This window comes from Nocardia higoensis NBRC 100133, assembly GCF_000308595.1.
In the GTDB taxonomy this organism is placed as follows: domain Bacteria; phylum Actinomycetota; class Actinomycetes; order Mycobacteriales; family Mycobacteriaceae; genus Nocardia; species Nocardia higoensis.
Genome location: NZ_BAGA01000145.1, coordinates 84,957 through 108,974, shown reverse-complemented (window position 1 = coordinate 108,974; position 24,018 = coordinate 84,957). Strand labels below are relative to the sequence as shown.

General features: G+C 69.7%; 21 protein-coding genes. 6 read left to right on the top strand and 15 right to left on the bottom strand.

Annotated elements, in window-relative coordinates:
• The 6 genes from ON26_RS26905 to ON26_RS26880 form a co-directional block, all read right to left on the bottom strand.
• On the bottom strand, positions 1–474 hold the full coding sequence (locus ON26_RS26905) for an SRPBCC family protein (RefSeq protein ID WP_040800115.1): 474 nt from the start codon (positions 472–474) through the stop codon (positions 1–3).
• Positions 475–599: 125 nt separating this feature from the next.
• Positions 600–1,778: an L-2-hydroxyglutarate dehydrogenase gene (gene lhgD / locus ON26_RS26900; protein ID WP_040800111.1), complete on the bottom strand. Its 1,179-nt coding sequence runs from the start codon at positions 1,776–1,778 to the stop codon at positions 600–602.
• Between the two features lie 46 nt (positions 1,779–1,824).
• On the bottom strand, positions 1,825–2,472 hold the full coding sequence (locus ON26_RS26895) for a hypothetical protein (protein ID WP_040800108.1): 648 nt from the start codon (positions 2,470–2,472) through the stop codon (positions 1,825–1,827).
• A 316-nt stretch (positions 2,473–2,788) separates the two neighbouring features.
• Entirely contained in the window at positions 2,789–3,580 is a 792-nt protein-coding gene (locus tag ON26_RS26890) for a TIGR03084 family metal-binding protein (protein ID WP_040800105.1), read from the bottom strand.
• Between the two features lie 124 nt (positions 3,581–3,704).
• On the bottom strand, positions 3,705–5,060 hold the full coding sequence (locus ON26_RS26885) for a DUF445 domain-containing protein (RefSeq protein WP_040800102.1): 1,356 nt from the start codon (positions 5,058–5,060) through the stop codon (positions 3,705–3,707).
• Between the two features lie 153 nt (positions 5,061–5,213).
• Positions 5,214–5,411 (bottom strand): hypothetical protein, encoded by a 198-nt coding sequence (locus ON26_RS26880; RefSeq protein ID WP_040800099.1) that lies wholly within the window; start codon positions 5,409–5,411, stop codon positions 5,214–5,216.
• A gap of 142 nt (positions 5,412–5,553) precedes the next feature.
• Between ON26_RS26880 and lon the strand changes: the two genes are divergently transcribed.
• The gene (lon, locus tag ON26_RS26875) at positions 5,554–8,034 is read left to right on the top strand and encodes an endopeptidase La (protein ID WP_040800096.1); all 2,481 of its coding nucleotides are present in this window, start codon (positions 5,554–5,556) and stop codon (positions 8,032–8,034) included.
• Between the two features lie 42 nt (positions 8,035–8,076).
• On the opposite strand, the gene ON26_RS26870 is transcribed toward lon, so the two are convergent.
• Both ON26_RS26870 and ON26_RS26865 read right to left on the bottom strand, forming a co-directional pair.
• Positions 8,077–8,511, bottom strand: coding sequence for a PaaI family thioesterase (locus ON26_RS26870; RefSeq protein ID WP_040800093.1), 435 nt, complete (start codon positions 8,509–8,511; stop codon positions 8,077–8,079).
• Positions 8,508–9,101, bottom strand: a complete 594-nt coding sequence (locus tag ON26_RS26865) for a TetR/AcrR family transcriptional regulator (RefSeq protein WP_040800089.1) — start codon at positions 9,099–9,101, stop codon at positions 8,508–8,510. The genes ON26_RS26870 and ON26_RS26865 overlap by 4 nt, the downstream gene beginning before the upstream one ends.
• A 78-nt stretch (positions 9,102–9,179) precedes the next feature.
• Between ON26_RS26865 and ON26_RS26860 the strand changes: the two genes are divergently transcribed.
• Positions 9,180–10,250: a DNA polymerase IV gene (locus ON26_RS26860; protein WP_040800086.1), complete on the top strand. Its 1,071-nt coding sequence runs from the start codon at positions 9,180–9,182 to the stop codon at positions 10,248–10,250.
• A gap of 151 nt (positions 10,251–10,401) precedes the next feature.
• Here the strand turns inward: ON26_RS26860 and ON26_RS26855 are convergent, their stop codons facing one another.
• Positions 10,402–10,815, bottom strand: a complete 414-nt coding sequence (locus tag ON26_RS26855) for a hypothetical protein (protein WP_040800083.1) — start codon at positions 10,813–10,815, stop codon at positions 10,402–10,404.
• Between the two features lie 68 nt (positions 10,816–10,883).
• Between ON26_RS26855 and ON26_RS26850 the strand changes: the two genes are divergently transcribed.
• Positions 10,884–11,888 (top strand): oxidoreductase, encoded by a 1,005-nt coding sequence (locus ON26_RS26850; RefSeq protein ID WP_040800248.1) that lies wholly within the window; start codon positions 10,884–10,886, stop codon positions 11,886–11,888.
• 17 nt (positions 11,889–11,905) lie between these two features.
• Here the strand turns inward: ON26_RS26850 and ON26_RS26845 are convergent, their stop codons facing one another.
• Both ON26_RS26845 and ON26_RS26840 read right to left on the bottom strand, forming a co-directional pair.
• Positions 11,906–12,157, bottom strand: coding sequence for a hypothetical protein (locus tag ON26_RS26845; RefSeq protein ID WP_040800079.1), 252 nt, complete (start codon positions 12,155–12,157; stop codon positions 11,906–11,908).
• Between the two features lie 118 nt (positions 12,158–12,275).
• Positions 12,276–14,153 (bottom strand): ABC transporter ATP-binding protein, encoded by a 1,878-nt coding sequence (locus ON26_RS26840; RefSeq protein ID WP_040800076.1) that lies wholly within the window; start codon positions 14,151–14,153, stop codon positions 12,276–12,278.
• Positions 14,154–14,287: 134 nt separating this feature from the next.
• Here ON26_RS26840 and ON26_RS26835 point away from each other — a divergent pair, with 134 nt between their 5' ends.
• Together ON26_RS26835 and ON26_RS26830 are read left to right on the top strand one after the other, a co-directional pair.
• Entirely contained in the window at positions 14,288–17,155 is a 2,868-nt protein-coding gene (locus tag ON26_RS26835; RefSeq protein WP_040800073.1) for an FAD-binding and (Fe-S)-binding domain-containing protein, read from the top strand.
• 209 nt (positions 17,156–17,364) lie between these two features.
• Positions 17,365–18,306 (top strand): DNA-3-methyladenine glycosylase family protein, encoded by a 942-nt coding sequence (locus tag ON26_RS26830; RefSeq protein ID WP_051027659.1) that lies wholly within the window; start codon positions 17,365–17,367, stop codon positions 18,304–18,306.
• An 85-nt stretch (positions 18,307–18,391) separates the two neighbouring features.
• Here the strand turns inward: ON26_RS26830 and ON26_RS33985 are convergent, their stop codons facing one another.
• The gene (locus ON26_RS33985) at positions 18,392–18,532 is read right to left on the bottom strand and encodes a hypothetical protein (RefSeq protein WP_169333781.1); all 141 of its coding nucleotides are present in this window, start codon (positions 18,530–18,532) and stop codon (positions 18,392–18,394) included.
• A gap of 435 nt (positions 18,533–18,967) precedes the next feature.
• Here ON26_RS33985 and ON26_RS26820 point away from each other — a divergent pair, with 435 nt between their 5' ends.
• Complete coding sequence (locus tag ON26_RS26820; protein ID WP_083884376.1) at positions 18,968–19,897, top strand: helix-turn-helix domain-containing protein; 930 nt, start codon at positions 18,968–18,970, stop codon at positions 19,895–19,897.
• A 368-nt stretch (positions 19,898–20,265) separates the two neighbouring features.
• Here the strand turns inward: ON26_RS26820 and ON26_RS26810 are convergent, their stop codons facing one another.
• Genes ON26_RS26810 through sdhC form a run of 3 tightly spaced genes read right to left on the bottom strand, consistent with a single transcriptional unit; the run spans position 20,266 to position 23,826 of the window.
• A complete protein-coding gene (locus tag ON26_RS26810; RefSeq protein WP_040800067.1) occupies positions 20,266–21,012 on the bottom strand; it encodes a succinate dehydrogenase/fumarate reductase iron-sulfur subunit in 747 nt (248 codons plus the stop codon).
• Between the two features lie 3 nt (positions 21,013–21,015).
• On the bottom strand, positions 21,016–22,968 hold the full coding sequence (locus tag ON26_RS26805; RefSeq protein WP_040800064.1) for a fumarate reductase/succinate dehydrogenase flavoprotein subunit: 1,953 nt from the start codon (positions 22,966–22,968) through the stop codon (positions 21,016–21,018).
• A 30-nt stretch (positions 22,969–22,998) separates the two neighbouring features.
• Positions 22,999–23,826, bottom strand: coding sequence for a succinate dehydrogenase subunit SdhC (gene sdhC / locus ON26_RS26800; protein WP_040800061.1), 828 nt, complete (start codon positions 23,824–23,826; stop codon positions 22,999–23,001).
• Positions 23,827–24,018: the final 192 nt, after the last annotated feature.

Here is a 24,018-nt window from a genome sequence, read left to right as displayed (position 1 = left end):
CTATGCGATCCGCCCGACAAGATCGGTCCCGTGGAACTCTTCGATCTCTCTTCGTAACTGGGCCTCGGTGCGCCGCACCGCCCGGCGCACAGCCGCGTCGACGAGTCCGGCGCTCATCCGGCCCATCAGCCCGCGCGGGTCGTCGTAGCGGGCTTCCGAGGTCAGCACCGAGCGGCCGTAACCCAGCGGGTCGAAACGCAGCGTCAGGGTCCCGCGCAGGCGCCGTCCACGCAGCGTGTAGGCCAGCACGGCATTGCGCCGGTGTTCGGTGATCTCGCAGGTGATCCGCTTCGGTCGCAGGATCAGGCGCGTGGTGGCCGCGAAAACCGCACCGATGCCCTGATCGGCGTCTCCGATCGGCTCGAAGGCACTGACGCCGAACATCCAGTCCGGCACGAACAGGTGGTTGTCGGTGTAGGTGAAGGCGACCTCGACGGGTGCGCCGACATCGCTCGCGTACTTGATGTGGCCCATAGGCCCTCCCTGATCCACAGCTGCGACAAAAGTACTACAGCAGTCCTCTTTATTCGAGAGGTTGATCGGGAATATTCGGCGTTTCGGAGCCGGGCGGCACCGATTCGCAACGGGGCGTTCCTTGTTCAGAGCTGGTCGACGATGTACTCCGCGATCGGAACCGCCGAGGTCGCCGCGGGCGACGGCGCGTTGAGCACGTGAATCGAGCGCGGGGTGCGCTCGATCAGGAAATCGTGCGCCAGCGTGCCGTCCGGCAAGACCGCTTGCGCTCGGATGCCGGCCGGGCGCGGCCGCAGGTCGGCCGTGGTGAGTTGCGGGCAGTACTTGCGGCACTCCGCGAGATAGCCCCGCTTGAACAGCGAGTTGCGCAACTCCCTTGCGCCCGTGCGCAGATGGGTCCTGGCCACTCGCCGCATGCCGGGGAAGGTGATGATGTCCAGCAGATCGCGCCGGTCGACGCTGCCCTTGCGGTATCCCTCGCGCGCGAGGCCGAGCACCGCGTTCGGGCCGACGGTGAGCGCGCCGTCGACCGTGGGGCTCAGGTGCACTCCGAGGAACGGCAGGCTCGGATCGGGGATCGGATAGATCAGCGTGCTCACCAGATTCGCTCGCTCCGGGGGCAATTGGTAGTACTCGCCGCGGAACGGAACGATGCGCAGGCCGACCTCGAGCCCGGCGAGCCGGGCCATCCGGTCGGCCTGCAGGCCCGCGCACACCACCAGGGTGCGCGCCGTCCACCGACCGGCCGGGCCTTCGACGGTGACGTGCTCGTCGGTCTCGGTGATCGCGGTGATCGGCGCGCCGAGCACCACCGTCCCGCCCAGCGCGCGCACCCGCCCGGCCAGCGCCTCGGTGATCGCGCGGTAGTCCACGATGCCGGTGCTCGGCACGAACAGCGCACCGACGCCGGTGACATGTGGCTCGCGCCTGCGCAATTCGGCCGCGTCGAGCAGTTCCACCTCGACGCCGTTGGTGATCGAGCGCGCGTGCAGCGCCAGCATCCGTTCGTGTTCGGCCGCGTCCGTGGCCACCAGCAGCTTGCCGCAGATCCGGTGCTCGATGCCGTGCGCACGGGCGAATTCGGTGGTCCAGCGCGCACCGGCGCGGCACAGTCGCGCCTTCAAACTGTCGGGCTCGTAGTAGATGCCGGAGTGGATCACGCCGCTGTTGTGCCCGGTCTGGTGGACGCCGAGCCGGTCGGCTTTCTCCACCAGCACCACGCTCGCGCCGGGATTCCTGGTCAGCAGTTCGTGAGCCGTCGCGACACCGACGATGCCGCCGCCGATCACACAGAAGTCGTACACGTCGGCACACAGTACTTCGCCGGTCCGGGACGATCCCGGCGCGTGCCTACCCGGACACGGCGCCGGTGGCCCGCTCCGATGGCATCGGGCCCGGCATCCGCACGCTGCGCTCGCCGAGCACCGGATCGGAGAAGCCGACCGCGACGACTCCGTGCGCGCGATCGATCTCGGTGCGCAGCGTGGTGGAAACGCCCGGCTCCGTGGGCAGTTCGGTGACCAGCTGGTGCACGGCCGCGGTGACCGAGGGATCGACGGTGAGGGTGACGGTGGTCCGCTGGTCTTCGCGCCGGGTGTCCAGCGCGGCGACGCCGAGATCGAGATACCCGCCGGGCTCGGATCGTGGTACGCGGCCGGTTCCGGCGGGTGGCTCGGTGACCGGCGGATCGGTCGGGGTCGGATCGGTCGCGGCCTCGTCGGATGCCGAGGGGACCGGGCTCCGGGCGCCACCGGATGTGAACGAGGCAGGGACCGGGAAGACGGGGGCGGCGGCGAACGCCCGTGCGATCCGGGGCTCGGCCTCGACGAGGGAATGGTCCGGCCTGTCAAGGATCGTTGCCGGTCCGTTGGTCGAGATACCGGGCGCCATCTGGCTCATCACGTAGGCGCCCGCGGCGATGGTCAGGGTGAGACTGGCCGCGCTCGCGGACACGATCGCGGTGTACCTGAAGGCCTGGTTCGTGCGTTGTGCGGTCACGATGCGTTCCTCTCCTCGGTGTCCCGGGAGTCCCGCTCGCATCATCGAAAGCCGGACGCCCGACCAGAGTACGACAGTGACCGGATGACGAGTTCCGGTACGTCCAGGATCACACCCGCCGGTTGCGTGCGGGTTTCCAGCGGATGGAAACGGGTATCCCCAGCCGAGCAGGCGAGCGCCATACTCGACTGCCAACGAGACTCCCGGCCAACGGCGTCCGGTCCGTCGACACGAAACGGCGCACCCAAGTTTGGCGCTCGCTTGCTGCCTACCCGAACCCCGGCCCGAAGGGCTCGGCGTATCCGTCCCGGCCGGATCAGCCGAACTGACCCGCTGTGCGCCCGGGCCCGCTGGGCCCGGCGAAGGCCTGGGCGAGAGTCAGCCACTCGACGGCGTCGGCGCCCTGCGCGCGTATCGCGAGATCGTCGGGGTGCCGTCGCTGCGTCACCAGCAGGCAGAAGTCGAGCGCGGGCCCGCTCACCCGCTGGTCGGCCGTCTCCGGTCCCCAGGTCCACAGGCTGCCGTCCGGCGCGGTGAGTTCGATGCGGAATTCCGTCGCGGGCGGGGTCTTGCCGCGTACCGCATACGCGAAATCGCGAGTGCGCACACCGATGTGCGCCACCCCGCGCAGCCGTGCGGTGGGCTCCCTGCGCACGCCGAGGGCATCGGCCACGTCCTGCCCGTGCGCCCAGGTCTCCATCAGCCGGGCGGTGGTCATCGAGGCGGCGCTCATGGGCGGCCCGAACCAGGGCAGCTTCGTCCCCGCGGGCACTGCCCGCAGCGCCTCGATCAGTCCGGTGCGGCCCGCCTGCCACCGCCGCAGCAGGTCCGCGGGGGCCATCTCGGCGGCTTCGGCGGCGACGTCGTCGACCATGGTGAGCACGCTCGCCCCGGCCTCGGTGACCTGCCGGGTGAACTCGGCGGGATCGGTCGCGGCGACGGTGGCGATCTCGTCGGTCCAGGCCAGGTGCCCGATCTGATGGGCGATGCTCCAGCCGGGCGCGGGCGTATCCAGAGCCCACCGCGCCTCCGGCAGCGGCGCCACCAGGTTCTCGAGATCGGCGCATTCGGCGGCGAAATCCTCGAGCAGAGCGTCCAGATCAGCCATCACTACCCCTTGCCGGTCGGGCACACCATCGTCGTGTGCCTGCTGCCGCCCAGCATGGCAGCGCACACCGGGCAAAGACAAGCACGCGTGCTGGTTTTCTTCGATCGGTGCCGAACCGGTTCGCTCACCAGCCGAACAGCACCAGGTGCACCGCGCCGACGCCCAGGCCGAGCACCGCGCCGTGCAGGTAGAGCAGCCAGGCGTCCTGTTCCACCGAGGCGTAGAACATCTCCATGAATTCGCCGGGCGAGAGCATCCGCAGTTTGCGGGTGGCGAAGTCGTCGATCTTGGCGGCCTGCTCGCGGGCGAACTTCTCGTCCTCGGCCAGGCTGGGCGCCAGCCCCACCGCCGCGCCCGCCGCCCCGACGGTCAGATTGTCGAACTGCCGGGCGCCGAAGGCCGCGCGCACCACCGAATGGGTCGGTCCGAGCTGGCGGTGGATCTCGTCGGCGATCAGCCGTTCGATGAGCTGGCGGGTCTTGTCCCCGTTGGTCCCCTCCAGCAGTTCTTCCGACAGGTTCGGCAGGGTGAGCACCTGGTAGGCCAGGATGTGCGCGAGGTCGGTCGCGGCCTGCGGCTGCCGCTTGGCCAGCAGCGCCTGGCGCCACAGGTACTTGTAGCGCGGCTGCGGGTCGCCCGGCTCGAACACCATCTTCACCGCGATCACATTGACGATCACGCCGATGGCCGCCGAGGCGAGCAGCACGATCACCCACGCCGGAATCCAGCCGATCACCGGAATGCTGTCGTGTACGTGCAGATACAGCGCGAGCAGCAGGCCGAACGGCGCGCCGAGCAGGCCGATCCGCACCATGAACTTCAGTTCCGGCTCGGCGATGGTGGTGGTCAGATCCTTCAGGATCTCCGGATTCTGACGCAGGTAGCGGATGACGAAGGTCTTGATGTCGATCAGCTGGTCGATATTGTCGCCGAGCGAATCGAACGCGCGCCTGCACAATTTCGGCAACTGGGCGTCGACGCGCTGGTAGACCGCCTGCTTGACCCCGCGCGGCACCGCTTTCCACAGATCCGGGTTCTCCCGGTACATCACCTCGTCGACCATTTCCGGTGTCCGTGACCTGGCGGTCTCGGCGATATGGTCCGCGACGCCGTCGAGGTCGAGTTCGTGGATGAAGTCCCGGGGACTGCCGATGCGCAGCAGCGCCTTGTCGACGCAGATGCTGGCCATCTTCTCCGCGCGGGCCGGAATGAAACCCTGGAAGCCCAGACGTCTGCCGTCGCCGGAGAACGTCGGCAGCACCTGCACCCGCCTCGGCAGATACGGGTAGAGCACGTGCAGTCCCGGGATGCGCACACCGCGGAACTCCACCGGCCAGAACAGCATGAGCACGCCGGTCCAGTTGGTGAGCAGGCCCGCCACCGCGCTGAAGACCGGAAAGCTGATCAGTTCGACGACGAATTTGGATTGCCCGGTCAGTTCCTCCCAGTCGACGAACACCCCTGCCGCGAGTGTCGACATCCTGGAGGCCCCCTTCAACCGATCTTGTTCACGAACCGAGGCCTCACATTCTCATTGCCCCGATCGGGTGTCAACGCGTGCCGCCGCCGGGTCGCCCCGGCCCGCCGCTGCTGTGGATTCTCGGTCGACGTGTGACCAGCTGCCAGCGCATTCTCACGATTCTGTCCCGTCGAGGGTCGCGCGTGATATCGACCAGAGTTCACGCGCGGCGTCCGGGTCGATGGCCCATCGCTCGACACCGTGCGGGTGGTCGGCGAGGTCGGCGTCGTCGTCGATCGTGTATGCCTCCCGGCAGTCGTCGAGATAGTGCCCGCCGGTGGCCTCGAACTCCGGCGCGATGGCTGCGACCATGGTGGTCGCGGCCCCCTGCTCGACGGTCTTGAAGGGTCAACGGTGCCTGGCTTCGCTGTCGGTGAACACCGTCACCAGGCGGAACAATACGAAAACTCGACGGGTTGAGTAGGTATCGCTCAACTCTTGGAGGGATCGAAACGTGACTACACCCCGTGATCTGCCGGTGCTGTTCCTGACCGATCCGATCGTGCTGCCGGGCATGGTCGTGCCCATCGAACTCGACGAATCCGCGCAGGCCGCCATCGACGCCGCGCGCGCCGCCGGAACCGACGCCGTACTGCTCGCTCCCCGCCTGCCCGAGGGCTACGCCGCCTACGGCGTGGTCGCCACCGTCGAACAGGTCGGCCGGATGCGCGGCGGCGCGCCCGCGGCCGTGCTGAAGGCCGAACGCCGCGCGAAGATCGGCCACGGCGTCACCGGACCGGGTGCCGCGCTGTGGGTCGAGGCCGAACCGGTCGAGACCCCGGCCGCCGACGGCCGGACCAAGGAACTGGCCGCCGAATACAAGAAGCTGGTCATCTCGGTGCTCCAGCGCCGGGAGGCCTGGCAGCTCATCGACGCCGTCGATCAGCTGACCGACCCCTCGGCGATCGCCGACACCGCCGGTTACGCCCCCTACCTGTCCGCCGAGCAGAAGCGCGAACTGCTCGAGACCCCCGAGCCCGCGCAGCGGTTGACCTCGCTGATCGAGTGGACCAAGGCGCACATCGCCGAGTCCGAACTCACCGAGAAGATCGGTGAGGAGGTCCGCGAGAACATGGAGAAGACCCAGCGCGAGTTCCTGCTGCGCCAGCAGCTCAACGCCATCCGCAAGGAACTGGGCGAGGACGAGCCCGACGGCGCCGACGACTACCGCACCCGTGTCGAGCAGGCCGACCTGCCCGACGCCGTGCGCGAGGCCGCCCTGCGCGAGGTCGGCCGGCTGGAGCGGGCCAGCGATCAGAGCCCGGAATCCGGCTGGATCAGGACCTGGCTCGACACCGTGCTGGAGCTGCCCTGGCAGGTGAAGACCACCGACAGCACCGATGTCGCCGCCGCCCGCGCCGTGCTCGACGCCGATCACCACGGCCTCGACGAGGTCAAGGACCGCATGGTCGAGTACCTCGCGGTGCGGGCCCGGCGCGCCCGTCGCGGATTGGAGGTCGTCGGCGGACGCGGCTCCGGCGCGGTGCTGGTGCTGGTCGGCCCGCCCGGCGTGGGCAAGACCTCCCTCGGCGAATCGGTCGCCCGGGCGCTCGGGCGCGAATTCGTGCGCGTCGCCCTGGGCGGCGTGCGCGACGAGGCCGAGATCCGCGGCCACCGGCGCACCTACGTCGGTGCGCTGCCGGGCCGAATCGTGCGCGCGATGAAGGAGGCCGGGTCGATGAACCCGGTGGTCCTGCTCGACGAGATCGACAAGGTCGGTTCGGATTTCCGCGGCGACCCCGCGGCCGCCCTGCTCGAGGTGCTCGACCCCGCGCAGAACCACACCTTCCGCGATCACTACCTGGATCTGGACCTGGACCTGTCCGACGTGCTGTTCATCGCGACCGCGAATGTCATGGACACCATCCCCGGCCCGCTGCTCGACCGCATGGAGCTCATCACCGTCGACGGGTACACCGAGGACGACAAGGTGGCCATCGCCCGCGACTTCCTGGTGCCCAGGCAGCTGGAACGCAACGCGCTGACCGCCGAGGAGGTGCGCATCACCGAGGAGGCGCTGCGCGAGATCGCCGCCAACCACACCAGGGAGGCAGGCGTTCGGCAGATGGAACGGCTGATCGCGAAGGCCTTGCGCAAGGCGGCGACTCGGCTCTCCGAGGCCGAATCAGGTGCCGCCGCAGGCGATGCGGATCAGGGCGCGAGCCGGACAGTCGCCGGCTACGGCCCGGAACTCGGCTACGACGAGCCGCTCGTGGACGAGACCGCGCCGGGCGCGGACGGAACCACCGCGCAGGCCCCGGCCTCGGACCCGTTGACCATCGACGTCGGCGACCTGAAGGACTACCTGGGCAGGCCGCGCTTCACCCCGGATTCGGTGGAACGCACCGCGGTGCCGGGCGTCGCGACCGGTCTCGCGGTCACCGGCGCGGGCGGCGACGTCCTCTACATCGAGGCCAATGCCGCCGAGGGCGAGCGCTCGCTCACCCTGACCGGTCAGCTGGGCGAGGTCATGAAGGAATCGGCGCAGATCGCGCTGACCTACGTGCGCTCGCATCTCGAGGAGATCGGCATCGAGCCCTCGGTGCTCGACCGCAATATCCACATCCACTTCCCGGCGGGCGCGGTGCCCAAGGACGGTCCGTCCGCGGGCGTCACCATGGTCACCGCCCTGGTCTCGCTGGCGCTGGGCCGCCAGGTCCGCGCCGACGTCGGCATGACCGGTGAGGTCACGCTGAACGGCCGGGTGCTGCCCATCGGCGGCGTGAAGCAGAAGCTGCTCGCGGCCCAGCGCGCCGGCCTGAAGACCGTCTTCATACCGGCCCGCAACGAGCCGGACCTCGACGAGGTCCCCGCCGAGGTGCTCGACGCCCTGGACGTGCGTCCGGTCGCCGACGTGGCCGACATCCTCGCCTACGCCATCGAGCCGGTCGCCGAACCGGCGGCGGAGGACAGGACGCTGGCCGCGACGGCCTGACAGTCGCTCAGCGGCCGGGCACGCAACTGCGTGCCCGGCCGCTCAGCCGAGCGTGCGTTCCACGGTTCGCGTGGTGCCCTGCGCCAGCGCGCACAACACCGGCTCCGTGCCATCGGACTCGGCGAAGATCTCGCAGTTCACCACCGCCTGCCGGCGCGTCGATCCGGTCACCCGGGCCTCGGCGCGCAGGGTCTGCCCCGCGGCGGGCCGCAGGTAGGTGATGCTCAACCCGCCGGTGAGCACATTCGCGCCGAGTACGGTGCCCGCCGCGAAAGTCAGTGCGTTGTCGGCGAGATACGACAGCACACCGCCGTGCACGTACCCGAACTGCTGGCACAGTTGCGGACGGATCGGCACCAGCAGCGTGGCCGCCCCGTCGCCGAAAGCGGTCAGCCTGGTGCCGACCAGATCGGCGAACGGCTGAGCCGCGAGCACCTGGGCGGCGCGGTCGAAGTCGAGTTCGGTGGTGGCGGTCATCGGGTGTCTCCTCGGGTGTCGATGCCTGTCGCGGCGGACGGCGCGCCCAGCACGAGCCAGGCCGCCTCGGCGAGTTCGTCGCCCACGTCGGCGGGCGGGACCGGGATCGCGCCGCTCAACCACTGGCGCGAATACTCCTGTGCCGGACCGAGCCACAGCGCGTAGAGCACGTCGAAATCGAGCGCGCGGACCGCGCCGTAACCGGCGTGCGTGCGCCACCAGCGCGCGACGTCGGTCAGGAACGTCCGGTTGCTCTCGCTCTCGCGCACCCCCGGCGGGCGCGTCGACAGCAGGATGGTCGCCCGGTGCGGGTGCTCGCTCACCCAGCGCAGGTGCGCGCGCACGCCCTCGACCACGCCGGTCCGCGCATCCGCGCTCTCGCCTACCGCGCCCCAGAAGCAGCGCTGGTAGTCGCCGAGCGCGTGCGCCCACACCTGGCGGTACAGATCGGCTTTGTCCGGGAAGTGGTGGTACAGCGCGCCGACGCTCGCGCCCGCCGACTCTCTGATCCGGGCCAGCGTGGCATCCAGCGGCCCGTGCTCGGCGAACTCGCGCTCGGCCGCCGTGAGCAACCGATCTCGAATCTTCATATCCAGAATTTAGTTCTGTTTCCGGCGCCGGGCAAGACAGTGCCGCGGTTCATGCTGGTAAAGGGGTATGACGGACGAATGGCCCGGTGGCTGTTGCACGTGGATCTCGACCAGTTCCAGGCGGCGGTGGAGTTCCGCCGCCACCCGGAACTGCGCGGCAGGCCGGTGATCGTCGGCGGCAACGGCGATCCCGAGGAGCCGCGCAAAGTGGTGACGTGCGCGTCCTATCCGGCCCGCGCCTACGGCGTGCGCGCCGGCATGCCCTTGCGCGCGGCCGCGAAGCGCTGCCCGGAGGGCGTCTTCCTCCCGCTGGACATGACCGCCTACGAGGACGCCTCCAGGGAGGTGATGGATCTGCTGCGCACCTTCCCCGGCCGGGTCGAGGTCTGGGGCTGGGACGAGGCGTTCCTGGCGGCCGACACCGATGATCCGCGCACCCTGGCCACCGAGATCCGCGCGGCGATCGCCGAACTGTCGCTCACATGCGCGATCGGCATCGGCGACAACAAGCTCACCGCCAAACTGGCGACCGGATTCGCCAAGTCCACCGGCAAGTCGTCCGCCGCACCCGCCGACGAACCGGGCTCGGCGACAGGTACTTTCGTTCTCACCGCCGCCAACTGGACCGAGGTGATGGGCCACCGCCCGACCGAGGCGCTGTGGGGCGTGGGCCGCCGTATCGCCGCGCGCATGGCGGCCATCGGCATCGAGACCGTCGCCGACCTGATGGCCGCCGATCGCGATCGCCTGGCGGCCGAGTTCGGCCCGAACACCGGGCCCTATCTGTGGGTGCTCGGGCACGGCAGAGGCGACACCGATGTCCTCACCGAGCCACGAGTACCGGTGGGCCGCAGCAGATCCCACACCTTTCCCCGCGATCTCACCGATCCCGGCGAGATCCGCGCCGAGGTCGCCCGGCTCGCCACCGAGGTCGCCGAGGAGATGGCCGAGGCCGGTCGCATCACCGCGCGCGTGTCGGTCACGGTGCGCACCAACACCTTCTACACCCGCAGCAAGCAGACCAAGCTCGCCGCCCCGAGCGCCGATGTCGCGACGATCGTCGAGGCGGCGGTGCGCGTCATCGACCGGTTCGAGCTCGACCGGCCGGTCCGATTGCTCGGCGTGCGACTGGAATTCGCCGCGGATTGACGGCGCCCACCGATTACCGGTGCGCGTGCCCGGTCCATGATCGTGTGCACCGCCGCACCGCTGTCCGCCTGACCCCGGCGCGGGGTACGCCGCGGGGCGGGGGCCGGGAGCTGGTCGCGCCGAGCTCTGTCGATGCGCCCGGGCGGTCCGGTCAGCGCCGCTGCAGTCCGAGACCGGCCAAGGGTTCCGGGATCTGGAATCCGCCCACGTTCGGAGTGCCGGTCCAGATGCCCTGGCGCGGATCGATGTCGTGCAGCGACAGTCCGAGCGGCACGCCGTCGAGCACGATGTCGGTCTCGTTCGGGCCGCGCGCGATCTGGCGACCCGCGCGATCGAAGGCCGGGCAGTCCAGGAACACGTTGGTCGTATTGCCGTCGACGTGCAGGACACAGCCGTCCAGTGGTGTCCCCACGACATTCGCCGCGCCACGGGGGATGTGGTAGGCCCCGGGCGGCACGATGCCGTTGCGCGGGAACTCCGGGTCGTCGGCATGGGCGGCGGCGGGCAGCGCGCACAGTGCGGCGGCGGCCAGTGCGGCACCGGCGGCGAGCGAACGCAGGGTCATGGGTGAAACCTCTCTTCTCGGAACCGGATGTCTCCGTCGTGGGTCGAGCGGCTCGTATGCTCGATCCCATGGCATTCGCAGCGATGGTGGCGCACGAGTCCGGCAGCGGGATCGCCCTGGTTCGCGAGGAGGTCGAAGAGAGCTTCCTCGACGACGGTGACGGCGGCCGGGTGACGATCGCGGTGCACTACTCGAGTGCCAATTACAAAGACGCGCTGGCGATCACGCCGCGCGGCGGAGTCGTCCGGGCCTATCCGATCATTCCCGGCATCGACCTGACCGGCGAGGTCGTGGCCTCCGACAGCCCCGACTTCGCACCCGGCGACCGGGTCGTCGCGCACGGGTACGGGATCGGCGTGTCGCATCACGGCGGCTTCGCCGAGTACGCGAAGGTCCCCGCCGACTGGGTGGTCCGCCTCGACGGGCTGAGCACCGAGGAAGCCGCCACCATCGGCACCGCCGGATTCACCGCGGCACTCAGCGTGGTCACGCTGCTCGACCACGGCCTGACGCCGGACGACGGCCCCGTCCTGGTGACCGGCGCGACCGGCGGCGTCGGCAGCGTCGCCGTCGACATCCTGGCGGGTCTCGGCTTCGAGGTCGTCGCCTCCACCGGCAAGGCCGAGGCCGCCGGACTGCTGAGCGAACTGGGCGCGACCGAGGTCATCGGCCGCCTGCCCGAGGATCCGGAAGCCAGGATCCGCCCACTCGGCGCGACTCGCTGGACCGCGGCGGTGGACAGTGTCGGGGGCCGTTCGCTGGCCTACGTCCTGAGCAGCATCGGGTACCGAGGGGCCGTGGCCGCCAGTGGCCTCACCGGCGGCTCCGATCTGCCGACCACTGTCATGCCGTTCATCCTGCGCGGCGTCGCCCTGCTCGGCGTCGACTCCGTGGCCTATCCCATCGCCGAACGCCGCGCCCTCTGGTCCCGCCTGGCCGGTGACCTCCGGCCCCGCCACCTGAGCCGGCTGCGCAACGTCGTCCCGGTCACCGACGCGGAACGAGTGCTGCGTTCCCTGCGGGACGGAACCCATTCCGGTCGAACGGTTCTCGCGGTCGCGGGCGGGTTCTGAGCGCACAGCGGAGGTCGTCACGAGGCGGCAGGCGCACCGCCGCCGCCGCTGGACCCGACCGCCAGGGACTCGTACAACGCGATCCACAGCTGCATCAACGGACCGCACTCGAGCGTGCAGCCGTAGGCGGACGACCCGCCGTCCGCCACTTCGCTCGCCTCGGCCGGAACGGCGGCAGGCGCTCCGGCCGAGACCGATCCCGCTGCCGCGAGCTGACCGGGAAAGAGCAGTGCGCCGGCCAATGCCAGCCCGGTGATCGTCCGCTTCATATGAACCTCGCATATCTGTGATTCGGCGTGTCCGCGCCGGCCCGAACGCTACCGCTCGGAAATTTCATTGCGAAGCCCTGGATTTCGGGGGCCTGCGCCGCGCCGTTGCCGTGCCTGTTCAGGCGGCGACCTCGTCCGGTTCGGCGAATTGAGTGCGGTACAGCTCGGCGTAACGGCCTCCGCTCGCGAGCAGTTCGGCGTGGGTGCCCCGTTCGATGATCCGGCCGTCCTCCAGCACGACGATCAGATCGGCCGCGCGGATGGTGGACAGCCGGTGTGCGATGACCAGCGCGGTCCGGCCGTCCAACGCCTCGGTGAGGGCTTCCTGCACCGCGGCCTCCGAGGTCGAGTCGAGCGAGGCGGTGGCTTCGTCGAGGATCACCAGGCGCGGCTGCTTCAGCAGCAGGCGGGCGATGGTGAGGCGCTGGCGCTCGCCGCCGGAGAGGCGGTAACCGCGTTCGCCCACCACGGTGTCGAGTCCGTCGGACAGGGATTCGACCAGGTCGGCGAGGCGAGCGCGGCGCAGCGCGTCCCACAGTTCCGACTCGTCGGCCTCGGGGCGGGCCAGCAGCAGGTTGGCGCGGATCGTGTCGTGGAACAGGTGCCCGTCCTGGGTCACCAGGCCGACGGCGGCGCGCAGCGAGCGGGCGCTGATGCTGCGGACGTCGACTCCGTTCAATCGCACCGCACCCGAATCCACGTCGTAGAGCCGCGAAACCAGTTGCGCGATGGTCGATTTGCCCGCGCCGGAGGAGCCGACCAGCGCCACCAGCTGTCCCGGCCGGGCTCGCAGCGTGATGTCGTGCAGCACCTCCACGCCGCCGCGGGTGTCCAGCGTCGCGACTTCCTCCAGCGAGGCGAGCGAGACCTTGTCCGCCGAGGGGTAGCCGAAGCGCACGCCGTCGAGTTCCAGCTCCACCGGGCCGTCGGGCACCGGCACGGCATCCGGCGCGTCCTCGATGAGCGGCTTCAGGTCGAGCACCTCGAAGACCCGCTCGAAGCTGACCAGCGCCGACATGATCTCCATCCGCGCGCTGGCCAGCGCCGTCAGCGGAGCGTAGAGCCTGGTCAGCAGTAGTGAGAGCGCGACGACCGCGCCCGCGTCCAGCCTGCCCACCAGGGCGTACCAGCCGCCGAGGCCGTAGACCAGCGCGACCGCCAGCGCCGACACCAGCGTCAGCGAGGTGACGAACACCGTCTGCAGCATCGCGGTGCGCACTCCGATGTCGCGTACCCGCCCGGCCCGCGCGGCGAACTCGGCGGATTCCTGCTCGGGCCTGCCGAACAGCTTGACCAGGGTCGCGCCGGGGGCCGAGAAGCGCTCGGTCATCTGGGTGCTCATGGCCGCGTTGAGTCGCGCGGCCTCCCGTTGCATCTCGGCGAGTCGGTGGCCCATCCGCCGCGCCGGCACCACGAACACCGGGAGCAGCAGCAGCGCCAGCAGGGTGATCTGCCAGGAGATGGTGAGCATCACCCCCAGCGTCAGCGCCAGCGTGACGAGATTGGTCACCACGCCGGAGAGGGTGTCGCTGAAGGCGCGCTGCGCGCCGATCACGTCGTTGTTCAGCCTGCTCACCAGGGCGCCGGTGCGGGTGCGGGTGAAGAACGCGACCGGCATCCGCTGCACGTGGTCGAACACCGCGCGCCGCAGATCCAGGATCAGCCCTTCGCCGATGCGCGCGGACAGCCACCGGATCACCAGCCCCAACCCGGCGTCGGCGACGGCGAGCGCGCCGATGGCCGCGGCCAGCAACACCACCACCCGTGGTTCGGCCGCGCCGACGATGCTGTTCACGACCCGTCCCGCCAGCACCGGGGTGGCCACCGCGAGCAGCGCGGAGACGATGCTGAACAGCAGGAAGACCCCGATCCGCCGCCGGTGTGGCCCGGCGAAACGCAGAATCCGGCGGGCGGTGGCGGCACGGAACGGCCGTCGCTCGTCGGGCGCGTTGGCCTGCCGGTACATCTGACTCCAGGCCACCGATTCGATGCTCACGTCTGCTCCCTTTCGACCGCGCTCATTCCACCCCAGGCCACCGACACTAGAACCTCAACTATTGTTCAGATCAAGGTTGTTCCGGCTTCGCCGTGGGCGAACAGTGCCGGGACGCGCTCACTAGGCTGACGGGGATGACCGAGGAAAAGCTGTTCGCGGCGCTGCGGGCCCGACTCGACGGCGAGGTCGACATCTCGCCGCGCAGACGTGCCGAGTACTCCTCCGACGCCTCCAACTACCGGGTGCCGCCCGCCGCCGTGGTCTTCCCGCGCGGCGACGAGGACGTCGCCGCCGCCCTGGCTTTCGCCCGCGAGCACGGCCTGCCGGTCACCGCGCGCGGCGCGGGCACGTCGGTGGCGGGCAATGCCGTCGGTCCCGGCGTGGTCCTCGATTTCAGCAGGCACATGAATCGTGTCCTGGACTTCGACGCCGATCGCCGGGTGGCCACGGTGCAACCCGGCGTCGTGCTCTCCGCCCTGCAACGTGTCGCCCGCCCGCACGGGCTGCGTTTCGGCCCCGACCCGTCCACCCAGGACCGCTGCACCCTCGGCGGGATGATCGGCAACAACGCTTGCGGCCCGCGCGCGGTGTCGTGGGGCCGGACCAGCGACAATGTCGCCGCGCTGCGGGTCATCGACGGTCGTGGCGCCGAACGGGCCCTGGCCGCCGACCCGTCCGTCGTGCCCGGCCTGCCGGAGTTCACCCGCTCCCATCTCGCGCTGTTGCGCACCGAGCTGGGCCGCTTCGACCGCCAGGCCTCCGGCTACGGCCTCGAGCACCTGCTGCCCGAGCGCGGCTCCGACGTCGCCAAGACCTTCGTCGGCACCGAGGGCACCTGTGGCCTGCTGCTCGATGCCGAGGTCCGGCTGGTCCCCCTGCCCGGCGCGACCACGCTGACCGTGCTCGGCTATCCCGACATCGCCACCGCCGCCGACGACATCGCCGCGGTGATGTCGTGCGATCCGATCGCGGTCGAGGGCATCGATTCGCGCCTGGTCGACGTGGTGCGCACGCACCGCGGATCGGTCCCCGAGCTGCCTCGCGGCGGCGCCTGGCTGTTCGTGGAGACCGGCGGCGCGACTCCGGACGAAGCGCTCGAGTCGGCCCGCCTGCTCTGCGGCGCGGCGCACGCGCTGGAGGCCAGGATCGTCACCGAGGCCGCCGTGGCCGCGACACTCTGGCGGATCAGGGCCGACGGCGCGGGACTGGCCGGGCGCACGGAGCAGGGCCACCCGGCCTGGCCGGGCTGGGAGGACGCGGCCGTCCCACCCGAACGCCTCGGCGGCTATCTGCGCGAATTCGCCGCGCTCACCGGCGAACACGGTGTCGACGGCCTGCTCTACGGCCACATCGGCGACGGCTGCATCCACGTCCGCCTGGACCTGCCGATCGCCGACGCGCCGTCCCGCTTCCGCGCCTTCCTCTTCGACGCCGCCGAACTCGTTGTCCGCCATGGTGGTTCGCTCTCCGGTGAGCACGGCGACGGCCGGGCCCGATCGGAACTGCTCGCCGTCATGTACCCGCCGCCCGTCCTCGCCGCGTTCGCCGAGTTCAAGGCGCTGTTCGATCCGGACGGCACGCTCAATCCCGGCGTGCTGGTCGAGCCGAACGCGGTGGACGCCGACCTGCGGGTGGCGGGCGTGCCGCCGCTGCCGTCCGTGGGTGGTCTCGCCCTCCCGCACGACGGCGGCGATCTGGCCACGGCCGTGCACCGCTGCGTCGGCGTCGGCCGCTGCCGCGCCGACAACCGGGCCGCGGGCGGCTTCATGTGCCCGTCCTACCTGGCCACCGGCGACGAGAAGGACAACACCAGGGGGCGGGCCAGGGTCCTGCAAGAAGTGGTGCGCGGCGCGCTGCCGATCACCTCGCCGGCCGTCGCGGAATCACTGGATCTGTGCCTGTCGTGTAAGGCCTGCCGCACCGACTGCCCGGCGGGCGTCGACATGGCCGCCTACAAAACCGAAATCCTGTACCGGCGCTACCGCCGTCGCCTGCGCCCCGTCGATCACTACACCCTCGGCATGCTGCCGCGCTGGCTCGCCTCCGCGTCCGGATTCCCCCGGCTCGCCAACGCACTGGCGAGCCGGAAATCGCTGCGACGCTGGGGCTTACGCGCGGCCGGACTGGACCCGCGCCGCCCGGTCCCGCGGCTGGCCGACCGCACCTTCCGGCGCACCTGGCCTACCCGCGACGCCACCTCGGCCGGCGCCACCTCGGCCGGCGCGCATGGCCCGGGCGGGGCCGGAGCGGGTACGCCGACGGTCATGCTGTGGCTCGACACCTTCACCGACACCTTCGCCCCCGAGATCGCCGAAGCGGCCGTGCGCTTGCTGGAATCGACCGGCCACACCGTCACCATTCCCGGCAAGCGCGTCTGCTGCGGTCTCACCTGGATCAGCACCGGACAGCTCGACGGCGCGCGGGCCAGACTGCGAGCCACCCTGGACGCCCTCGACGAGCACATCCGCGCCGGCGGCCTCGTCGTCGGCCTGGAACCCTCCTGTACCGCGGCACTGCGCGCCGACCTGCCCGAACTACTCCCCGACGACCCACGGAGCGAGCCGACCGCGCGGGCGGTGCGGACGCTCGCCGAATTCCTCGCCGAGCAGCCCGGCTGGCGTCCGCCGGACCGATCCGGTCGCTCGGTGGTGGTCCAGCCGCACTGCCATCAGCACGCCGTGCTCGGTTTCGATGTCGATCGCCGGATGATTGCCGAAACCGGCGCCGAGATCGTCGAGATCAGCGGCTGCTGCGGTCTGGCGGGCAACTTCGGCATGCAGGCCGGCCACTACGACATCTCCGTGCAGATCGCGGGCGCCGGTCTGCTCCCCGCGCTGGCCGAGGCCGGAGAAGCCGCCGTCTTCCTCGCCGACGGCTTCTCCTGCCGTACCCAGGCCGCCCAGCTCACCGGCCATGGCGGCACACACCTCGCGCAGTTCCTGCTCGAGGCCGAGCCCGGCGCGGATCAGAGGCCGAACGGCAGCGTGCCCGGCGGAATCTGATAGCCGGAGCTGCCTGCGGAGCCGGTGCCCCATGCGCCGAGCAGCCAGTTGAGTGCGTTGGTGATCATCGGGAACCTCCGTTGTGCCAGCTGTTTGCCGATCGCGGTGAACATCGGCCGATCGCGGGTGTCTGTTACGTGAGGTCCGCTTCCGAGCGCCGCCCGGATGTCCCTCGATCCGCTCCCGGGGCGGGGGCGCACAATGGACCGGTGCGCGCACCGAACACACCGGCGATCGAGGGCGGGCGATCCCGGACGGTCGTCTCGCCCCGGCCGGTCGACCTCGTGCACACCCTCGACCCGCTGCGTCGCGGCGCGGGCGACCCCTGCACCCACCGCGATGCCGCGGGTGGGCACTGGCAGGCCGTCCGCACGCCCGCAGGCCCGGTCACCTACCGGCTGATCCAGGCCGGCCCGCGGACCGTGCACGCGCGTGCCTGGGGCCCGGGCGCGGAGCGCTTCCTCGACGACCTGCCCGTCATGCTCTGCCTCGACGAGAATCTCGACGACTTCGCCCCCGAGCATCCGCTCGTCCGCGAGGCGCATCGCCGTCACCCCGGCCTGCGGATGCTGCGCACGGGCCGCGTCTTCGAAGCCCTGGTCCCCTCCGTCCTGGAACAGAAGGTGCACACCGTCTCGGCACTGGCCTCGTGGCGAAAGCTGGTGCGGCAGTACGGAGAACCCACACCGGGCCCGGCGCCCGCCGGTCTGCTGCTTCCCCCCGGCCCGGAGACCTGGCGGCGGATCCCGTCGTGGGAGTTCCATCGCGCCGGCGTCGGCCCACAACGCGCCCGCACCATCGTGCGCGCCGCGGCGATCGCCGATTCCCTGGAACGCACCGCTGCGCGCGCTCCCGCCGAGGCAGCTCGAATGCTGTGCACCGTGCCCGGTATAGGGGTCTGGACGGCAGCCGAGATCGCCCAGCGCGCCTTCGGTGACGCCGACGCCCTCTCAATCGGCGACTACCATCTCGCCGCGATCGTCGGCTGGACGCTGCTCGGTCGTCCGCTCGACGACGACGGCATGGTCGAGTATCTGGAACCTCTTCGCCCGCATCGGTATCGGGTGGTCAGGTTACTGGAGATCAGCGGTCACGCCCGCAAGCCGAAGTTCGGGCCGCGCACCCCGCTCACCGACCACACCTGGCACTGAACCCGGCTGCTCGGGACCGCGGCCGTGCATCCCGTTACCGGACCGGCCGCCGCGTGAGCGGACTCGCGCGGCGGCCGTATGCCGCTCAGATCCGTAGGGCGCGTTCGTCGAGAACGCATTTGCCCGCCTCGACCAGCGTCGCCCGGGCCCGGCGACGCACCAGGCACCGGTCGACGGTGCAGTCCAGATGGAGTTGCATCGCCGAATGTGCCTGCGTGGTCGTCATGATTCCGGGATCGCGACCGCAACTGAGCAACCCGGACGACCACATCCCCTGGTTCGCCATCTGCATCACGCCACCGCCGCGTCTCGGACCATCGACGGCGACGCTATGACATCTTCAGCCATGATTCCTCGTTCCCCGCGTGCGATCGGTTGACGCGCCCGGAGAGTTCCACGCGCGCAAGGACAGTCGCACGCGAGCTCCGAGCACACTTCCAGCACACCACTTGTGCGGCGCGTCGGCGGGCGGCTCGCGGGAGATCTGTGAGATTTCGCGCGAATTCCCAGCACGTCATCCGTCGTGGGGTGCAGGATTATCCATATTGGATGAACACGTCGGTAGCACGAGCACCCGAGCGACATCGCGGGGAACCGAGCTCGCAGGTCCGCCCCGATGCGCCCTCCGGCCGGGCCGGAGCAGGAGAACGGAGCGTAGACGGTGACACCGAGTTCGGCACGCGCACTACTGGATTCAGCCCCCTCGACGGATTCGTCGTCGACGATCGCCCGTCGGCAACTGGGTCGCTATCTACGCGACTGGCGTACCCAGGCCGGCCTGACCATCGCCGACGCCGCCCGCTTGATGGAGTGGGGAGCGACCACTCTGCAACGGGTGGAGAAGGGACAGGCCGACCGCCTGCGCACCGTCGACATCCAGGAACTGTGCCGGATCTACGGCATCCCGGACGACATCAGGGAAGCGCTCGCCGGTCTGGCCAAGCAGCGCCCCGGCTCGAGCTGGTGGCACGCCTTCGGTGAACTGATCCCGGCCGGCTTCGACGTCTACGCCGGGGTGGAGGCAACCGCGCGGGAACTGTTCTCCTATCAGCCCGAACTCGTTCCCGCGCTGATGCAGACCCCGGACTACGCGCGAGCCCTGTTGCGGCACCTCACCGCCGAGGTCGACGAGGAGGACATCGAGCGCCGGGTGCAGACCCGGATCCAGCGGCAGGCGGTGCTCATCAGGAAGGCCGCGCCGGTGCACGCCGAGGTCGTGGTCCACGAAGCGGTGTTGCGCCGGGTGGTCGGCGGCCCGAAGGTGATGGCGGCGCAATTGCGTCACCTCGCGGACCTGAGCACGCGATCGAATGTCGGCCTCCGGGTGCTGCCGTTCGCGGCGGGCGTACCGCTGGGCGAGCCGACCGGCCCGTTCACCGTGTTGTGTTTCGACGGCGAGGCGCGCGGGAAACGCGCCGACCCGCCGATCGTGCACGTGTCCGGCTTCACCGGCGACCTGTACCTGGAGCGCGGGGTCGACGTGCACCGGTTCCTGGCCGCCCATGAATGTCTGCGCCGCAGCGCCCTGGACGGGCAGGCGAGCAGGCGTTTACTGCGCGAACTCGCCAAGGATTACGCCACCGCGCTGTGAGTGACGACACCGTCGCTTCCCGAGGCGTGCCGACACGCGGATGAAAGATCACGAAACGACGCACATTCGGCAACGGAACGGGGGTTTATCCCCGGCGCGGGCGGGGTAACCGGAATACATGGACCGTGGGATCAAGAATTATCAGACACGGTACCGTAAATTGCGGCCCGGCGACTGGGTGGAATGGCTCATTGTCGCGTTGCTCTTCGCGGTGTCGACAGTGGGTGTATTCGTGCTGACCGGAGCTTTTCTGCCCGCCCTTTTCGTGGGTGTCCTGGTGTGGGTAGTGGCGTTGGGAGTCGTCGCCACGCTCTAGGCAGGTCCGCCGCGACCCGGCGCCGGCGGACGGATCCGGCGCCGAAAGGTGATCAGCGCCGAAAGAGCTTGTTGCCCAACCAGACCAGTGGATCGTACCGGCGATCGGCCACTCGCTCCTTGAGCGGGATCAGCGCATTGTCGGTGATTTTGATGTTCTCCGGGCAGACCTCGGTGCAGCATTTGGTGATATTGCAGTAACCGAGGCCGTGCTCCTCCTGAGCCAGCTGCCTGCGATCGGCGACATCGAGCGGGTGCATTTCGAGTTCGGCGATCCGCATCAGAAAGCGCGGGCCCGCGAAAGCTTCCTTGTTGTCCTCGTGATCGCGCACCACGTGACAGACGTTCTGGCAGAGGAAGCACTCGATGCATTTACGGAATTCCTGCGACCGTTCCACGTCGACCTGCTGCATCCGGTATTCACCGGGCGCCAACTCCGGAGGCGGCGTGAACGACGGGATCTCGCGCGCCTTCCGATAGTTGAACGACACGTCGGTGACCAGGTCGCGGACGACCGGGAAAGTGCGCATCGGCGTGACGGTCACCAGTTCTTCCCTGGTGAACGTCGACATCCGGGTCATGCACAGCAGCCGGGGCCTGCCGTTGATCTCCGCCGAACACGACCCGCACTTGCCCGCCTTGCAGTTCCAGCGCACCGCCAGATCGGGAGCCTGGGTGGCCTGCAGCCGGTGGATGATGTCGAGCACCACCTCGCCCTCGTTGACCTCGACGGTGAAATCCTCCAGCGCACCGCCGGTGGCGTCGCCGCGCCACACGCGGAACTTCGCGTCGTATCCCATGACCTAGCCCTGCCCTTCCGAATCAGACCCCGCCGACCCGGCGCCGGACGGATGGCCGGCGAGTTCGCCCTGGTCGTAGTACTTCTCCAGCTCGCCGAGATCGAACAGCGCCAGCAGATCGGCGCGCATCGGTATCTGGTCCTTCGGCGTCACCCGCACCGGCGGGGAGACCGGATCGGCAGCCGCTCCGGTATCGATCGAGCAGACCAGCAGCCTGTTGCGCCAGGCCGGGTCCATGCCGGGGTGATCGTCGCGGGTGTGCCCGCCCCGGCTCTCGGTGCGCAACAGCGCGGCCCGCGCGACGCACTCGCTGACCAGCAGCATGTTGCGCAGGTCGAGGGCCAGGTGCCAGCCCGGATTGAACTGCCGGTGCCCTTCGACGGTCACCTTGCCGAAGCGCGCCCGCAGCTCGGCCAGCCGCTCCAGCGCCTGCTCGAGTTCGTGCTCCTTGCGGATGATGCCGACCAGGTCGTTCATCACGTGTTGCAGATCGGTGTGCAGGGTGTAGGGGTTCTCGCCCCGGCCGTCGGCGGGCGGATCGAACGGGGCGACCGCGGTACGGGCCGCCTCGGTCACCGCGTCCTCGGACACCCGCGGGCGTCGCGCGAGCCCCTCGACGTAGGCCGCGGCGCCGAGACCGGCGCGCCTGCCGAACACCAGCAGGTCCGAGAGCGAGTTGCCGCCGAGCCGGTTGGAGCCGTGCATGCCGCCCGAGCACTCGCCCGCGGCGAACAGGCCGGGCACCGTCGCGGCCCCGGTGTCCGGATCGACCTCGATGCCGCCCATGACGTAATGGCAGGTCGGCCCGACCTCCATCGGCTCCTTGGTGATGTCCACATCGGCCAGTTCCTTGAACTGGTGATACATCGAGGGCAGCCTGCGCCGGATCTCCTCGGCGGGCAGCCGGGAGGCGATGTCGAGGTACACCCCGCCGTGCTCGGTGCCGCGCCCGGCCTTCACTTCTTCGTTGATCGCGCGGGCGACCTCGTCGCGCGGCAGCAGATCGGGGGTGCGGCGCGCGGAATCGTTGTCCTTCAGCCACTGGTCGGCCTCGGCCTCGGATTCGGCGTACTGGCCCTTGAACACCGGCGGGATGTAGTCGAACATGAACCGCTTGTCGTCGGAGTTCTTGAGCACCCCGCCGTCGCCGCGCACGCCCTCGGTCACCAGGATGCCCTTGACGCTGGGCGGCCAGACCATGCCGGTCGGATGGAACTGCAGGAATTCCATGTTGATCAGCGTGGCCCCCGCGCGCAGCGCCAGCGCGTGTCCGTCACCGGTGTACTCCCAGGAGTTCGAGGTGACCTTGTAGGACTTGCCGATTCCGCCGGTGGCCAGTACCACCGCGGGCGCTTCGAACAGCACGAACTTGCCCGACTCGCGCCAGTAGCCGAAGGCGCCGGAAATGCGCCCCTCGTCGGTGAGCAACTCGGTGATCGTGCATTCGGCGAAGACCTTGATGCGGGCCTCGTAGTCGCCGGTCGCCGCGAAATCCTCCTGCTGCAACGCGACGATCTTCTGCTGCATGGTGCGGATGATCTCGAGGCCGGTGCGGTCGCCGACGTGGGCGAGCCGGGGGTAGGTGTGCCCGCCGAAGTTGCGCTGGCTGATCCGGCCGTCGGCGGTCCGATCGAACAGCGCCCCATAGGATTCAAGCTCCCACACCCGCGCGGGCGCCTCTTGGGCGTGCAGTTCGGCCATCCGCCAGTTGTTGAGGAACTTGCCACCGCGCATGGTGTCCTTGAAGTGGGTCTGCCAGGTGTCCTTCTCGTTGGCATTGCCCATCGAGGCCGCGCATCCGCCCTCGGCCATCACGGTGTGCGCCTTCCCGAACAGCGATTTGCACACCACCGCCACCGAGAGGCCGTGCTCGCGGGCTTCGATCACCGCCCGCAATCCGGCGCCGCCCGCTCCGATGACGACCACGTCGTAGGAATGTCGTTCCACTTCTGGCATGACTGGGAGTACTCCTGAAGCCGGTGCGGATCAGTTGACGAACCGCAGGTCCGAGATCGTGCCGCTGGCCACCAGCAGCACGTAGAGGTCGGTGAGCACGAGGGTGCCCAGGGTGGTCCAGGCCAATTCCATGTGCCTGGTGTTGAGCTTGGAGACGAAGGTCCAGAACCGGTAGCGCATCGGATGCGCGGAGAAGTGTTTGAGCCTGCCGCCGGTGATGTGCCTGCAGGAATGGCACGACAGGGTGTAGGCCCACAGCAACGTCACATTGCCGATCAGGACGAGATTGCCCAGTCCGAAGCCGAATCCACCGCCCGAGCCGTGGAAGGCCGAGAGCGCGTCGTAGGTGTTGATCACCGAAACGATCAGTGCCGCATAGAAGAAGTAGCGATGCGCGTTCTGCACGATCAGCGGCAGCCTGGTCTCGCCGGTGTAGCGCTGGTGCGGTTCGGCCACCGCGCAGGCGGGCGGGGAGAACCACACCGAGCGGTAGTAGGCCTTGCGGTAGTAGTAGCAGGTCAGGCGGAAGCCGAGCAGGAACGGCAGCACCACGAAACCCAGCGGAATCCACATCGGCAGTTCCGGGAACGGGGTGCCGAAATGGCTCGAGCCCGGTACGCACGACTCGCTCAGGCAGGGCGAGTAGAACGGCGTGAGGTAGTGGTACTCGGGCACCCAATAGGCCGTCCGGACAAACGATCTGATCGTCGCGTAGACGACGAAGGCGCCCAGGCCGAGCACCGTGAACAGCGGTGGTATCCACCAGCGGTCGGTGCGCAGGGTACGTGCGGCGATTCGGGCCCTGGTCTTGCTGAAAACGCCCGTCCCCGCGGGGACAGCGGTCGGTGCGGCACTCACGGGAGAACGCCTCGCTGTTTCGCTCGGCGGGCGGAGATCGATGCCGTCGCGGGATTGCGTGCCGTGTCGAGTATCGATGCCGTCCGCGCTCTGAATGTGATGTACAGCACCTTACGTCAGGTGGACTATCGCTCGAGGGTGGTCTCGGCGATCTCGGGCGGGCGCGGCTCCTATGATTTGCGCCACACAATC